We start from the raw sequence: 15094 nt of genomic DNA on the forward strand, positions 1-15094 counted from the left end.
TCATTGGTCTTTGATGGCTTCGACGAGCGTCGCCTTGAGGGTGATCTGAGATACGCCGGCAAGGGCCCGTGAGACGAGGCAGCCTGCCTTGGCGGACTGTGCAAGGCGCTCGAATTCATCTTCGGCGAGTCCCGCGACCTCTACCTCGGTTTCGAGCTCGATGCGGGTGATTGTCGGTCCCGCAGCGGTTGCGCCAAGATGCACCTTGGCGACGGTGCTGATGCTTGTCGGGACATGATTGGCGTTGCCCAGTATGGCGCTCAGCGCCATCGAGAAGCAGCCCGCATGCGCGGCGGCGATCAGTTCCTCCGGATTGGTGCCCGGACCGTTTTCGAAACGCGACGGGAAGGAATAGGCGCCTTCGAACACGCCGCTGCCGAGCCGCAATCGGCCCGAGCCTTCCTTCAGCGTGCCTTGCCACTCGGCCGAGGCTTCACGAATTGTCATTGTCGTTCTCCCTTGGTTTGAGGAATCGATGGGTCAGGCGCCGTCGATGACCACCTTCCCGAAGACATCGCCCTGCTGGAAATAGCGGTAGGCGTCGCCGGCCTCGGTGAAGGCGAAGACCTTGTCGATGACGGGCCGCAGGCGGTGCTGCGAGACGGCGCGCAGCATGGCTTCGAGATTGGTCCGGTTGCCGACGAAGAGGCGGCTGATGGTGGCGAGGCTGCGCTGGTAGAGTGCCGCCGGCAGCTGGATCGATCCGCCTTTGGCATCCTGCAGCGTCAGCAGCACGATGTGCCCGTAAAGCGTGCTGGCGATCAGCGATTGCGCGAAGGTCGCCGGGCCACCGGTCTCGACGACGAGATCGATGCCGCCGGTCTGGTCGCGGACGGTCGCACCCCATTGCGGCATATCCGATGTCGAAATCACAAGGTCGGCGCCCAGCGCCCGCAGCTCGTCGGCTTTCTCGGCGCGCGAGGTGACGGCGACGACACGGCAGCCGAGCAGCTTGGCGAACTGCAGTGCAAAGAGCGAGACGCCGCCCGAGCCGATGACCAGAACCCATTGGCCGGGCTTCGGAATTCCGGCGCCCGTCACCGCATTCCATGCGGTCAAGCCAGCGCAGGTCAGCGTCGCCGCCTCATGCCAGTCGAGATGATCGGGCAGCCGCACCGCCCATTGTTCGTCGAGAACGGCGTATTCGGTCAGCATGCCGTCCAGCGTGCAGCCGAGCTGGTCGATGAGCCCGGCATTGATGCGGCCGTCGATCCAGCGTGCGAAATAGCTGCCGGTCACGCGATCGCCGACGGCAAAGCGGGTGACGGCATCGCCGATGGCGACAATGTCACCAGCCCCGTCGCTCAGCGGAACGACGTCCTGGCGCGGCGGCAGCGGATAGGTGCCGTTGAGGATCATCGTGTCGCGCCGGTTGAGCGAGGTGGCGCGAACGCGCACCACGATCTCGTGCGGCTTCGGCTCCGGCTGCGCCTCATCGCGCACCACCAGGCGTTCGGTCCCGCCGGACCCTTCGAGACGGTAGCTGCGCATGTCGATCTCCTCCAGAAATATATAGACTGATCTACATATTATGTAGACCGATTGTCATATTCTGCGCAAGGCCTATAATGATTGCTGCTGACAGAGGTTGACATGGCCAACGACACCCGCACCCGCATACTCGAGACGACTGGGCTGCTGCTCAGGCAGCGCGGCTATCACGGCACCTCGCTCAACGACATATTGAGCGCCAGCGGCGCGCCGCGAGGCTCGCTCTATTTCCATTTTCCCGGCGGCAAGGACCAATTGGTCATCGAGGTGACGCGCGCCAGCGTTGCCGACGTGACGGAGAGGCTGGGCGAAGCGCTGGCTGCCGAAAAGGATCCGGCGGTGGCCGTCCATCATATCTACCAGTCGGTTGGGCGCATGCTGGAGGACAACCAGTTTTCGCTTGGCTGTCCGATTGCGCCTGTCGTGCTGGACTCGCCGACCGACGTGCCGGAACTGGCGGAGTTGTGCCGCTCGGCCTTCGAACAGTGGATAGGTTTGCTGCGGGACGCCTTCGTCGGGGCAGGGGTGCCCGAGCGCCGTGCGCATGCATTGGCGCTGCTGGTCGAATCGTCGCTGGAAGGGCTGATGGTGATCGCCCGCGCCACCCGCGACCGCGCCCCGCTACAGGCCGTGGCCGACGAGGTCGCGGCGCTGATCGAAGCCGCGGTGCTGGCTAGGCAGGCCGTTGCCGCCGCGCATTGACGTTTTCACGGCATCGTCGCATCGATGACCGCGCGAATATCTCGGGAGGTCGGTCGATGGGGCGCAAGCAAGCTGATGCGACGATACGTGACCTGCAGTTTGCCAGGAACCTCGACTGGAACCTGCTGAAATTCTTCCATGAGATCGCCAACGCCCGCAGCGTCACCAAAGCGGCGCAGGAGCTCAACCGCAAGCAGCCGGCGCTGAGCCTCGCACTGCGGCGGCTGGAGGAGCGGCTGGGCGTGACGCTGTGCCAGCGCGGCCCGACCGGCTTCGAACTGACCGAGGAAGGGCGCATCCTGGCCGAGCGCTGCCGAGACTTCACCGGCGCCATCCGCGAAATCCCGGCGCGTCTGTTCGACTTGAAGGCCGAGATACGCGGGCACCTGCGGGTCATGCTGGTTAGCAATCTCGTCGCGCCGGCGCTCGATGACGCCATCGCGGCGTTCCATGCGAAATATCCCGCCGTCGAACTGATCGTCGAGGTGGCGGCGTGGACCGAGGTGGTCAATTCGCTGATCCAGCACAAGATCGATGTCGGCATCTCGCCGTCGCGGGTCAAGCGGGCCGAGCTTGCCTATCTGCATCTGTTTACCGAGATCCACCGGCCTTATTGCGGGCGCCCGCATCCGCTGTTCGGCAAGGCCGTCACCGAGCCTGCGGACCTTGCCGTGGAAGCCTTCGTGCTGACCGGCGCCGACGAGGGAGACGAGTTGACCCAGTTCCGGCTCGAGCACGGGCTCGGCCGCAACATCGCCGGCATGTCCGATCATCTGGAGGAGGCCAAGCGGCTTGCCGTGCTTGGCGTCGGCCTGTGCTTCCTGCCCGAAGGCTATGCGCAGCCCGATGTCGATGCCGGCCGACTGTGGCCGCTGCTGTCGGGAAGCAACGTGCCGCGCAACAACATGTTCGTGGTGACGGATCCGCAAAGCCCCGGCCATACGGCGCGCGACCTGTTCATTGCCGAGATCGTCGAACCGTCGCGGGCAGGGTAAGCCGGGGCAGGCGCGCAAAAAATGCATTAATCTGGTCAATGCATCGCGTTCGATCTTTGGACGTTGATGGCGAATGGAGGCCCTTTCTATGGTTGAACATGGCGACATTGCATCGGTCTCGTTGATGCTGCCCTAGAGGCAAGGCGAGCAGCGTGTCGACCAGGGGAACAACCTCGCAAAGGGGAATCTGAAATGACCGTGCAAACTCCCATATCACCCAGGCAGGCGCTGCCGAACGAAACGCCGACGGCCATCGCCGACGGTGTCGAGACCATCCTGTCCGTCACCGAGGCGGACATTGCCGATTACACCGAATCCGTCGTGCCGCAATCCAAGCGGCGTTCGAACTTCCGCATGCTGGCGCAATTCCTGTCGATGCAGGCGGTATTCGGCACCGTGCTCGTCGGCTATGGCGCGCGCTTCCAGGGCCTGACCCTGTCAGAACTGACGGTGGCGATGCTGATCGCCGCCGCCGTCATGAGCCTTTACTGCATCGGCTCGGCCAATGCCGGCGCCGTCACCGGCCAGACCCACTCGGTCATGGCGCGCAGCATCTTCGGCACCCTCGGCAGCGGCCTGGTGTCGCTGCTTCTCATCGTCAACGGCATGGCCTTCTACCTGTTCACGGTGAAGTTCATCGTCGACATCGCTGGTGGGCTGATGACCCTGCCGGCGGTCGGCGCCATCACCGCGCTGCTGGCGATCGTCATGATCGTCAACACCTATTTCGGCTTCGAGGGCGTGCAGCGCTTCGCCCAGTTCGTCGCCGTGCCGGTAATCCTTGTGTGGGGCATCTTCGCCACCATCCTGGCCTTCACCACCGTGTCCAGCAGCGTGCTCGCGGCGGTGCCGCATGTCGATAGCAAGACCGGCATGATCATGGTCATCGGCAGCATGGTCGGCCTGTCGACCTGGGGCAACGAGCCGGACTTCTTCCGCTATGCCAAAGCCGGCCGCGCCGCGTGGTGGAACATCCCGACCATCGTCATCTCCTATCTGGTCGGCGCACTGCTGTTCCCGGTCATGGGCTACATGATCGCAGCCCTCTCCAACCAGCCGGATTTCGGCCCGAGCATCAGCTACTTCGTCAACTTCACCATGTTCGGCAGCGCGCTGCTCGGCATCATCGTCATCGTTATCAACCAGTGGGCGGTGCAGGACGGCAATCTCTACATCGCCGTCAACGGCGCGCAGAACGTGCTGTCCGGCATTCGCGGCTGGAAGCGGCAGTACACGGTCGTCGGCCTCGGCCTGATCGCCGCCGTGCTGACCTTCTACTTGCCGAACCTGCAAGACACGTTCAACCTCGTAACCAGCATCGGCTCGACCACCGTGCCGGTCGCCAGCACCATCATGGCGATCGACCTGTTCCTGCTGCCCTGGCTGTTCGGCATCAAGCGCCCGATGTACCGGGTTGCCAACTGGAGCGAGCTCGGCATCGCCAACTGGCCGGGCGTCGTTGCGCTCGCTGCCGGAACGCTGGTCGGCGTTTACACGGCGGGCCTGATCCCGATGCTCAGCAGCGACTATATCGGCTTCCCGGCCCTGCAGGCCTGGCTGACCGGCGCGGTCGTCTACCTGATCGGCGTGACGCTCGTCCGCAAGAGCGCCAATGTGAAGGCTCTGCTCGGCTTCGCCAGCATCTGACGGCCAACCAAGATAACTCCGGGAGCCATCATCGGCTCCCGGGCCCAGTCAAGGCAACTCTGCTTCGTTCAATGCTTCTGTCGCGGCATCGCTGCCGCATGCCCGGGAGGAACCGCTATGACATCTTTCGATCTGCTCATCAGGGCGCCGCGCGCCATTATGCCGGAAGGCGAGCGGGCCGTGTCGATCGGCGTTGCCGGCGGCAGGATCGCCTGGATCGGCGCATTCGATGCACCAGCGAGCACCCGGGAAACCGTCGCGCTCGACAGCGAGGCCGTGCTTCTCCCGGCCCTGGTCGACAGCCACGTCCATATATGTGAACCGGGCAATACCGACTGGGAAGGGTTTTTGACCGCGACTCGCGCAGCCGCGGCCGGTGGTATCACCACGCTGGTCGACATGCCGCTGGACAGCGTGCCGACCACGGTGACGCTGCAGGCGCTCGCCGCCAAGCGCGCTGCCGCCGACGGCCAGTGCCATGTCGATGTCGGCTTCTGGGGCGGCGCCATTCCGTCGAACCTCGCCGAGTTGCCGAAGCTGCACGCGGCCGGCGTGCTCGGCTTCAAGTCGTTCCTGTGCGACACCGGCACCGACGATTTTCCGGGGATTTCGCCCGAACACATGGAAAGCGTGATGCGGGTGGTGGCCGGGCTCGGCTCGACCTTCATCGTCCATGCCGAGAGCGCCGAGGCGTCGGGGCGGATGCCCGCCGTCAGCACGCGGCGCTATGCCGACTATCTGGCGTCGCGGCCCAAGGGCATTGAGAACCTGTCGATAGCCCAGGTGATCGAGGCGGCGCGCGCCACCGGCGCCCGCGCGCATATCCTGCATCTGTCGAGCGCCGACGCGCTGGCGATGATCGCCTCGGCCATCGCCGATGGCGTGCGGCTCGGCGTCGAGACCTGCCCGCATTATCTGACCCTGTCGGCCGACGAGATCGGCGATGGCGAGACAGCCGCCAAGGTTGGCCCGCCGATCCGCGAGGCAGCCAACCGTGAGAGGCTGTGGGCCGGTATCGCCGACGGTACGCTCGCCATGATCGTCTCCGACCATTCACCCTGCACGCCTGACATGAAGGCGCTGGACACTGGCGATTTCGGCGCCGCCTGGGGCGGTATCTCCTCGCTGCAGCTCGGCCTGCCGGTGATGTGGAGCGCAGCGCGGCGGCGCGGCTATTCGCTGGCCGACATCGTGCGCTGGATGGCCGAACGCCCGGCGGCACTGGCTGGCTTGGGGCACAAGGGCAAGCTCGCCGTCGGCGGCGACGCCGACTTCGCGGTCTTTGCCCCCGACGAGGAATTCACCGTCGACCCCGCCCGGCTGCATCACCGTCATCCGGTGACGCCCTATGCCGGCAAGCGGCTTACCGGCGTCGTCAGGGAGACCTTCCTGCGCGGTCGCCGCATCGAACCATTCGGCCGCCCGCGCGGTGCATTGATTGTTCGCGACGGCGTTCCCGCCGGCGAGACCCAAGACTTGAAAAGGAGTGCCTGAGATGAAGATCCTGGTCGTCAACGTCAACACCAGCCAGTCGATGTCGGATGTCATCGACGAGGCTGCAAAACGCGCCGCATCGCCGGGCACGGAGATCGTCACGCTGACGCCGTTCTTCGGCGCCGAAGCGGTGGATTGCAATTTCGAGAGCTATATCTCCGCCGTCGCCGTCATGGACCGCGTGCTTGCTTATGACGAGCCCTTCGATGCGGTGGTGATGGCCGGTTTCGGCGAGCATGGCCGCGACGGCTTGCAGGAACTGATCGAGCAGCCCGTGATCGAGATCTGCGAGGCTTCCGCCCATATGGCGATGATGATCGGCCGCAGCTATTCGGTCGTCACCACGTTGCAGCGCTCGGTGCCGCCGATCGAGGATCGGCTACGGCTCTCCGGCCTGTCGGACCGCTGCGCCTCGGTGCGCGCCAACGGCATGAGCACGCTGGAGGTCGACCAGGATCCGGCCGGCGCCATGCGCTCGATCGTCGAGGAGGCACGCAAGGCGGTCGAGCAGGACCATGCCGAAGTGATCTGCCTTGGCTGCGCCGGCATGGCCGGGCTGGAAGACGCCATCACCTCGGAACTCGGCGTGCCCGTCATTGACGGCGTCGCCGCCGCCGTGCGGTTCGCCGAGGCCGTGGTTGGCTTGGGACTGAAAACCAGCAAGGTCTCTACCTATGCCAGGCCCGACGCCAAGCGCATCATCGGCTGGCCGCTGTCGGAAGCGCTGGGGCTGAGGCCGCGCTCCGTCGGTCCGGCGCTGCGCGTGGGAGGCCGTCGATGAACATGATCGGCAAGACCAGGGCCGGCGATGTGGCGGAGGCCTATGCGATGCCCGGGCTACAGGAGAGTTTCGCTGCCGAGGTCGATCTCGCCTCGCGCTGGCTGGGCGGCAGTGTGCTGGCGGCCAGTGACGAATCCTTCGGCGAGAAGGAAAGCCTGCTGACGCCGACGCCATCAGCCTTCGTGCCCGGCAATTACGGGCCACGCGGCGAGATCGTCGACGGCTGGGAAACCAGGCGCCGGCGCGAGCCCGGCCATGACTGGGCGCTGATCCGGCTAGGGGCGGCGGGCATCATCACCGCTGTCGATGTCGACACCAGCTTCTTCACCGGCAATTTCCCGACCACCTGCCGGATCGAGGCCTGCGGCGTCGAGGGCTATCCAAGCCCGAAGACGCTGCAATCCGGTGACACCGAATGGATCGAGATCGTGCCACGCTCGCCGCTCAAGGGCGATACCCACAATCGTTTCGAGGTCTCCGACCAGCGCCGCTTCACCCACATCCGCCTGTCGGCGTTTCCGGATGGCGGCATCGCGCGGCTGCGCGTCTTCGGCCATGTCGTTGTGGACCCGCGCCTGTTCGACGGGCTGGTCATTGACCTTGCCAGTCAAGATCATGGCGGCCAGGTGGTGACCAGCAGCGATGGCTTCTACACCTCCGCTTCTATGCTCAATCGTCCAGACAAGGCGCGCAACATGGGCGACGGCTGGGAAACGCGACGGCGCCGCGACAACGGCAACGACCATGCCCTGTTCAGGATGGCGCTTCCGGGCAGGCTGCGGCTGGTCGAGATCGACACGGCGCATTTTAAATACAACGCCTCTGCCGAGATCGCGCTTTACGGCGCGATCGGGGAGGGAATGCCGCAAGCGGATTCGGACGCGTGGCGGCCGCTGCTGTCGCGCCGACCGCTCCAGCCGGACACGCGACATGTCTTCCCGCTGCCGGCCGGCGCTTCGGCGATCTCCTTCGTGCGGCTCGACGCCTTTCCCGACGGCGGCATTTCCCGTGTCAGGCTGTGGGGCGCGGTCGACCCCGCCGCGCGGCGCAAAGCAGCTTATCGCTGGTTCAATGTGCTGCCGGCCGGGCAAGCCATACAGATGCTGCTTCAGCAAGGTGTTTCGGCCGATCTGGCCGAGAAGGTGACGGCGGCGCGGCCCCTGACCTTACAAACCGTCGGTTCGTTCGGCGATTCGGCCGTGCTGAAGACGATGCTGGATGGAACGGCAGATGCGGCTTGAGGCGGCACTTTCCCCAATCTGGATCAGGCTGAAGGTGCTCCGGCACCTTGTGTTTGTGGCGATGAGATTTCGTTTTGGATCGTTCGAGGGCAGGCACTAACGGTCACGCCTTCATAGGACAAACAAAAAGGGCGCCTTTCGGCGCCCTTTCCGTAAGCTAGCCAGATTGGCTGGATTAGAAATCCATGCCACCCATGCCGCCCATGCCGCCGCCGCCCATGCCGCCAGGCATGCCGCCGCCAGCCGACTCCTTCTTCGGAGCCTCCGCGATCATGGCTTCGGTGGTGACGAGCAGGCCGGCGACCGAGGCCGCGTCCTGGAGAGCGGTGCGAACGACCTTGACCGGATCGACGATACCCATGGCGATCATGTCGCCATATTCGCCGGTCTGGGCGTTGTAGCCGAAGGTCGCGCCCTTGTTCTCAAGGATCTTGCCGGCAACGATCGATGCTTCCGCACCGGCGTTGGCCGCGATCTGGCGGGCCGGAGCCTGCAGCGCACGACGAACGATGTTGATGCCGGCAGCCTGGTCGGCATTGACGCCGGTGACCTTGATGTTGGCCGAAGCGCGCAGCAGCGCGACGCCGCCGCCTGCAACGATGCCTTCTTCGACGGCCGCGCGGGTCGCGTTGAGGGCGTCATCGACGCGATCCTTCTTTTCCTTGACTTCGACTTCCGTCGCACCGCCGACGCGGATCACCGCAACGCCGCCCGCCAGCTTGGCGAGACGTTCCTGCAGCTTCTCCTTGTCGTAGTCCGAGGTGGTCTCTTCGATCTGCTGCTTGATCTGGGCAACGCGGCCCTGGATCTCGGCCTTCTTGCCGGCGCCGTCGACGATGGTGGTGTTCTCCTTGGAGATCGACACCTTCTTGGCGCGGCCGAGCATGTTGAGGCCGACGTTCTCGAGCTTGATGCCGAGGTCTTCCGAGATGACCTGGCCACCGGTGAGGATGGCGATGTCTTCCAGCATGGCCTTGCGGCGATCACCGAAGCCCGGCGCCTTGACGGCGGCGATCTTCAGGCCGCCACGCAGCTTGTTGACGACCAGCGTGGCCAGAGCCTCGCCTTCGACGTCTTCCGAGATGATGAGCAGCGGCTTCGAGGTCTGCACGACGGCTTCGAGAACCGGCAGCATGGCCTGGAGGTTGGAGAGCTTCTTCTCGTGCAGCAGGATGTAGACGTCCTCGAGCTCGGCAACCATCTTGTCGGCGTTGGTGACGAAGTAGGGCGAGAGGTAGCCGCGGTCGAACTGCATGCCCTCGACGACTTCCAGTTCGGTCTCGGCGGTCTTGGCTTCTTCAACCGTGATGACGCCTTCGTTGCCGACCTTCTGCATCGCTTCCGCGATCATCTTGCCGACCGACTCGTCGCCATTGGCCGAGATCGTGCCGACCTGGGCAACTTCCTCGGAGGTCTTGATCTTCTTGGCAGCCTTGCCGAGCGCTGCGACGACTTCGGTCACGGCCAGATCGATGCCGCGCTTCAGGTCCATCGGGTTCATGCCGGCGGCAACCGCCTTGTGGCCTTCCTGGACGATCGACTGCGCCAGAACGGTCGCGGTCGTGGTGCCGTCGCCGGCGATGTCGTTGGTCTTCGAAGCAACTTCGCGGACCATCTGCGCGCCCATGTTTTCGAACTTGTCCTCAAGCTCGATTTCCTTGGCGACGGTGACGCCGTCCTTGGTGATGCGCGGGGCGCCGAACGACTTGTCGATGACGACGTTGCGGCCCTTGGGGCCGAGCGTGACCTTCACCGCGTCGGCGAGGATGTTGACGCCGCGCAGCATGCGCTCGCGGGCATCACGGGAAAATTTTACGTCTTTGGCAGCCATTTTTAGCTCCTGGCAAGGGCTTGGAGTAAGCCCGGGAATTCAGTTGACGGTGAGGCCGATAATCAGCCGATGATGCCCATGATGTCGGATTCCTTCATGATCAGAAGGTCTTCGCCATTGAGCTTGACTTCGGTGCCCGACCACTTGCCGAACAGGATGCGGTCGCCAGCCTTGACGTCCAGCGGGACCAGCTTGCCAGCTTCGTCACGAGCGCCGGAGCCGACAGCGATGATCTCGCCTTCCTGCGGCTTTTCCTTTGCCGTGTCCGGGATGATGATCCCGCCGGCGGTCTTGGATTCGGATTCGACCCGGCGAACGACCACGCGGTCATGAAGCGGGCGGAACTTCGACTTTGCCATTTTTTCTTCCTCGATGAGAACGGTGAGAAACAGTTCCTCCATCCGGCGGCGCCGGACATGTGGTTAGCACTCACCAATGGAGAGTGCTAACGTGGCGCTGAAATAGGCCGCCGACCCGCCAGAGTCAAGGCGCGCAGCACCGACCGGGAGCGTGAAATTTTTCTACGGATCGAGGCTTACAGAAACAGCCGCAACTGGGTGTGAATGATCGAACGATAATCTTCGATCGTGCGGCGGCTCTCCGCTTCGCCCTCGGCAAGCGCCAGGCGCACCACGCCGCCGGCGAGCTGGAAGATCAGGAGAACCATGCGTTCGAACTGTTCGCGCTTCTCGGGCTCCAGCAGGGCGATGACATGGTCGCAGAACATTTTGGCTTGATGTCGGGTTTCGGCGATGTCGAGATTCTTGAGCGCCTTGTCGGCCTGGATGGCGTTCTGCAGATCCTGGATGGCCGGATCGCCGGCGACACGGCTGCGATAGTCGTCAAGCAGCCGGTCGGCGGCCACGATCACGTCCTTGGCCTCGCGGACATCGGCGATGATCGTCGTCAGCCGTGCGCGGCTGACCTCTGAAAACCGCTCGTAGAGCATTGCCAGGATCGCCGATTTGTTGGGAAAATAATGGTAGACGGTGGCGATCGGCCCGCCTGCCAGCATGCCGACCTCCTTCATGGTGACGGCGTCGATGCCCTTTTCACCGATCAGCCGCATGGTCGTCGACAGGATCGCGTCGATGCGTTCGCGGCTGCGTTCCTGCTTGGGCCTGCGCCTGGGCTCGGTCGCCATTCTCTTCACGTCCGTCATGCACCGATCTTTCGCACGGTTTCCAAATTCCGGTTGACAAAAAATATGATCAAGTATCAGTTTCTCAAATGCTGACAGGTTGTCAGCTTTTTTGCCGCACGGCAAGGACGTTGGGAGGCGCCTTTGACTTCGACAGATACCGGGCACGCAGGCAATGGCGACTGGCTGGTCGGCAATCCGACCGGCTGGCAGCTTGCCGCGGCCCTGTGGATCGGTTCGGTCGGCCTGCTCATTCTAGGCCTGCAGCCTGTGCTGCTCGGGGCGCTTTACACCGAGGGCCATGTCAGCGGCGATGAACTGGCGCTGGTCGCCACCGCCGAGATGATCGCCATTGCCATCGGTTCGGCCGTGGTGGCGATGCTGCTTTCGGCGCACAACATGCGCTGGAAAAGTGCCGTCCTGCTGCTGCTGCTGGCGCTGGCCAATGTGTGGACGGCCTATGCCGCAAGCGCCGGCACGCTGATTGCGGCCCGCGCCCTGGCCGGGCTCGCCGAGGGCGGTCTGGTCGCGGTCGCCACCGAACTGATCGCCCGTTCGCGGCGCGCCGAGCGCATCGGCGGCTATTTCGTCACCATGCAGACGCTGGCCCAATGCGCGCTTGCCCTGTTGCTGGCGCTCTATGTCATCCCGGGCGCCGGGTCGGCGGGCGGCTTCATCGTTCTTGCCGTCGTCTGCGTCGCGTCGACGGCGGTCGCCTTCACCGTACCCGGTGACTATGCCGACCTGCCCAAGGAGGAGAACCTGGCCAATGTGCTGACGGTTCCTTCACTCACCGCGCTGCTGTCGGTCTTCTGCTACTTCATGTTCTTCGGCGCGGTCTGGGCCTTTCTGGAGCCGCTTGGCGCCCAATACGGCATCGATGGCCGCACCGTCGGCCTGATCGTCTCGGCCAGCCTCGCGGTGCAGGTCCTGGGCGCGATGACGGCGACCGTGTTCGAGGCGCGCATCGATTATCGCGCTGCCATCGCCACGATCGGTGTCGTGGCGCTGGTCAGCTCCCTGGTTCTCGCCAGTGGACCTGGCCTCACCACATTCTGGATCGCAGCCCTGGTCATGGGCTTCATCCTCTTGTTCATCGTGCCCTATCAGATCCGGCTGGCGATCACCGCCGACGAGACGCGCACCGCCGTGCTGCTGGTGCCGGCAGCCCAGATGTTCGGCCTGGCGATCGGGCCGATCGCCGCGTCGCTGCTGATCGACGGCAAGGATTTCCGGCCGGTGCCGGAATTCGCCGCCGCCAGCGCCGTTGCCAGCGTCGCGCTGCTCGGTCTGTTCATCCTCGTGTCGCGGCGCCGCCGCGCCGTTGCCTGAGCCGGGGGCGCCATGTCGAACGGCTGGAGCAACTGGTCGGGCTTTGTTCGCGCCGAGCCGAAACTGATCGCCAGCCCCGCCGATGCGGGCGAACTGGGTGATCTCATTCGGACCGCACCTGGCCCGGTGCGCGTTGTCGGCGCCGGTCATTCCTTCACCCCGCTGGTGAAATCCGAGGGCACGATCCTGTCCCTGGAGAGGCTGGAAGGGCTGGTCTCGCATGACGCGCAAAAACATCAGGCGCGGGTGCGGGCAGGGACTCGGCTCGGCCCGCTGATGCACATCCTGCAAGGCATTGGCCAGGGCCTGCCCAATATGGGCGACATCGACCGCCAGGCGATCGGCGGCGCGCTGGGCACCGCCACGCATGGCTCGGGACCGACGCTCGGCGCCTATCACACGCAGCTGGAGACGGTGCAGATCGTCGACGGGCTTGGCAAGGTCCGCGACTTCAAGCGGGCAGGGGATCAGGACATGATCCATGCCATCGGCGTCGCGCTCGGCGCCTTCGGCGTGCTCAGCGAAGTGACGCTGAACAACATTGCGACCTACCGGTTGCGCCGCCGCAAATGGGTGCTGCCGATCGCCGACATGTTGCGCGATTTCGAGACGATGATGGCAGCGCATCGCTCGGCCGAATTCTACTACATTCCGTTTTCCGGCTATGCGCAGTTCATCGCCAGCGACCACAGCGACGCAGCACCGACCCCGCGACCGCCGGAAGCGGATGAGGCCGGGTTAAGGACGCTGCGCCGGCTGCGCACCGGGCTTGCCTGGCTGCCATCGCTGCGCCGTCGATTGATCCTGGGCGCCATCGCCAAATTGCCGGCCGAGGACTATGTGCAGGACTGGCTCAACGTCTATGCCAGCGACCGGCAGACCAAGTTCAACGAGATGGAATATCATCTGCCGTTCGAGGAGGGGCCGAAGGCGCTGGCCGAGATCATCGAACTGACCGAAAAGCGTTTTCCAGAGGTCTATTTCCCGATGGAGGTGCGCACCGTCGCGCCTGACCAATTCTGGCTCTCGCCCTTCTACAACAGGCTCACCTGCTCGATTGCCATCCACCATGACGCGGCGAATGATCCGCTGCCGTTCATGCGGGCGGCCGAGCCGATCTTCCGCAGATATGGCGGCAGGCCGCATTGGGGCAAGATGCACAACCTGAAAGCGGCGGACCTGAAAAAGCTCTACCCGCGCTGGGACGACGCCATGGCGGTGCGCCGCGACATCGATCCGGAAAACCGCTTCGTCTCGCCCTACATTGCCGGCCTGTTCGGCATCGAGAAATGAGCGCCTATTTTTCCACCCTGTCGGATGCGCTGAAGGAAGCCGGCATCTTCCAGCCCTGCCTGCTGCTCGATCGCGACCGGCTGGACAGCAACATTGCCCTGGTAAAGGGAAGACTGGATCCTAGCCTTGCCGTGCGATTGGTCGACAAATCGCTCGCCTGCCTGCCGCTGCTTGCGCATATCGGCAAGGCGCTCGGCACCAATCACGTCATGACCTTCCATCCGCCGATCAGCGAGGCGGTGCTGAAGGCGTTTCCGGATGCCGATCTCCTGTATGGCAAGCCAATGCCGGTCGACGCGGCTAGGGCTGTGCTTTCGAAGGGCGAAGTGGCCTGGTCGCGTGTCTGCTGGTTGATCGATACGCAGGAGAGATTGGCGGAATATGGTGCGCTCGCTGACGAACTCGACATCGAACTGCGCATCGCTTGCGAGATCGATGTCGGGCTGCATCGCGGCGGCTTTGCTGATCCTGAAGCCTTGTCGAAGGCGTTGAGCGCGTTGCCATCCCACAAACGGCTGCATTGCGACGGTGTCATGGCCTACGAGGCGCATGCGCCGCTCATTCCGGGTCTGTTCGGCGGGCCGGCGAAAGCCTTGGCAAAGGCGTCGGCGCAGGCCACGGCGTTCGTCGCTTGTCTCGGCGCCGACCAGCGCCGCATCCTGAACATCGGCGGCAGCAAGACCGCGCTGCTTCATCATGGCGGCGTCGCCAATGAAGTGTCGATGGGCTCGGCTTTCGTGCTGCCCAGCGACTTCGATACATCAGGTCTCGACGGCTTCCAGCCGGCGGCCTTTATCGCGACGCCGATGCTGAAAGTGGTCGAGCCGATGCTCCCCGGGCCGCCGGCCGTCACTCGCCTGCTACAGGCGCTCGGCCGGTTTCCCCGCAAGGGCTGCTACCTCTATGGCGGCAAATGGATGGCCGAGCCGGTGTTCCCCGAAGGCATGAAGACGAACGGCCTGCTCGGCCTGTCCTCCAACCAGCAATTCATGGGCCTGCAGGCCGATGCGACAGCAAGGCCTGGCGACTACGCCTTCCTGCGACCGACGCAGAGCGAGGCCGTGCTGCAGCAGTTCGGGTCGATCGCTGTGTTTTCCGGCGGCAGGATCACCGATCGCTGGCCGGCACTGCCGATGGCGTGATCAC

The 15094-nt window shown here is 64.5% G+C and carries 14 protein-coding genes; 9 read left to right on the forward strand and 5 right to left on the reverse strand.

The features are described 5' to 3' along the window. Nucleotides 1-447, reverse strand: a complete 447-nt coding sequence (locus tag FCU66_RS00720) for an OsmC family protein (protein ID WP_136620445.1) — start codon at nucleotides 445-447, stop codon at nucleotides 1-3. 33 nt (nucleotides 448-480) lie between these two features. Further along, complete coding sequence (locus tag FCU66_RS00725; protein WP_136620446.1) at nucleotides 481-1491, reverse strand: zinc-dependent alcohol dehydrogenase family protein; 1011 nt, start codon at nucleotides 1489-1491, stop codon at nucleotides 481-483. Nucleotides 1492-1593: 102 nt separating this feature from the next. Here FCU66_RS00725 and FCU66_RS00730 point away from each other — a divergent pair, with 102 nt between their 5' ends. From FCU66_RS00730 to alc, 6 genes are all read left to right on the forward strand, one after another. Continuing rightward, nucleotides 1594-2193 carry a TetR/AcrR family transcriptional regulator gene (locus FCU66_RS00730; RefSeq protein WP_136620447.1) on the forward strand — a complete coding sequence of 200 codons (600 nt, stop codon included), beginning with the start codon at nucleotides 1594-1596 and terminating at the stop codon, nucleotides 2191-2193. 56 nt (nucleotides 2194-2249) lie between these two features. After that, nucleotides 2250-3188, forward strand: a complete 939-nt coding sequence (locus tag FCU66_RS00735; protein ID WP_136620448.1) for a LysR family transcriptional regulator — start codon at nucleotides 2250-2252, stop codon at nucleotides 3186-3188. A 192-nt stretch (nucleotides 3189-3380) separates the two neighbouring features. Beyond that, nucleotides 3381-4835: a purine-cytosine permease family protein gene (locus FCU66_RS00740; RefSeq protein ID WP_136620449.1), complete on the forward strand. Its 1455-nt coding sequence runs from the start codon at nucleotides 3381-3383 to the stop codon at nucleotides 4833-4835. 117 nt (nucleotides 4836-4952) lie between these two features. Then, a complete protein-coding gene (gene allB / locus FCU66_RS00745) occupies nucleotides 4953-6329 on the forward strand; it encodes an allantoinase AllB (RefSeq protein ID WP_136620450.1) in 1377 nt (458 codons plus the stop codon). Nucleotide 6330: 1 nt separating this feature from the next. Beyond that, the gene (locus FCU66_RS00750) at nucleotides 6331-7110 is read left to right on the forward strand and encodes an aspartate/glutamate racemase family protein (protein WP_136620451.1); all 780 of its coding nucleotides are present in this window, start codon (nucleotides 6331-6333) and stop codon (nucleotides 7108-7110) included. Continuing rightward, complete coding sequence (alc, locus tag FCU66_RS00755) at nucleotides 7107-8351, forward strand: allantoicase (protein WP_206077168.1); 1245 nt, start codon at nucleotides 7107-7109, stop codon at nucleotides 8349-8351. Before FCU66_RS00750 ends, alc begins: the two co-directional genes overlap by 4 nt. A 175-nt stretch (nucleotides 8352-8526) precedes the next feature. Here the strand turns inward: alc and groL are convergent, their stop codons facing one another. The 3 genes from groL to FCU66_RS00770 form a co-directional block, all read right to left on the reverse strand. Next, nucleotides 8527-10182, reverse strand: coding sequence for a chaperonin GroEL (gene groL / locus FCU66_RS00760; protein WP_136620452.1), 1656 nt, complete (start codon nucleotides 10180-10182; stop codon nucleotides 8527-8529). Nucleotides 10183-10244: 62 nt separating this feature from the next. Beyond that, nucleotides 10245-10541 carry a co-chaperone GroES gene (gene groES / locus FCU66_RS00765; RefSeq protein ID WP_006203049.1) on the reverse strand — a complete coding sequence of 99 codons (297 nt, stop codon included), beginning with the start codon at nucleotides 10539-10541 and terminating at the stop codon, nucleotides 10245-10247. A 176-nt stretch (nucleotides 10542-10717) separates the two neighbouring features. After that, nucleotides 10718-11344, reverse strand: a complete 627-nt coding sequence (locus FCU66_RS00770; RefSeq protein WP_168992038.1) for a TetR/AcrR family transcriptional regulator — start codon at nucleotides 11342-11344, stop codon at nucleotides 10718-10720. 123 nt (nucleotides 11345-11467) lie between these two features. Between FCU66_RS00770 and FCU66_RS00775 the strand changes: the two genes are divergently transcribed. Genes FCU66_RS00775 through FCU66_RS00785 form a run of 3 tightly spaced genes read left to right on the forward strand, consistent with a single transcriptional unit; the run spans nucleotide 11468 to nucleotide 15090 of the window. Beyond that, entirely contained in the window at nucleotides 11468-12655 is a 1188-nt protein-coding gene (locus FCU66_RS00775; RefSeq protein WP_136620453.1) for an MFS transporter, read from the forward strand. Nucleotides 12656-12667: 12 nt separating this feature from the next. Next, nucleotides 12668-13948, forward strand: coding sequence for a D-arabinono-1,4-lactone oxidase (locus tag FCU66_RS00780; RefSeq protein WP_136620454.1), 1281 nt, complete (start codon nucleotides 12668-12670; stop codon nucleotides 13946-13948). Next, on the forward strand, nucleotides 13945-15090 hold the full coding sequence (locus FCU66_RS00785) for a DSD1 family PLP-dependent enzyme (protein ID WP_136620455.1): 1146 nt from the start codon (nucleotides 13945-13947) through the stop codon (nucleotides 15088-15090). Before FCU66_RS00780 ends, FCU66_RS00785 begins: the two co-directional genes overlap by 4 nt. The last annotated feature ends 4 nt before the right edge of the window (nucleotides 15091-15094 follow it).

The organism is Mesorhizobium norvegicum (genome assembly GCF_004919685.1).
GTDB lineage: Bacteria > Pseudomonadota > Alphaproteobacteria > Rhizobiales > Rhizobiaceae > Mesorhizobium > Mesorhizobium norvegicum.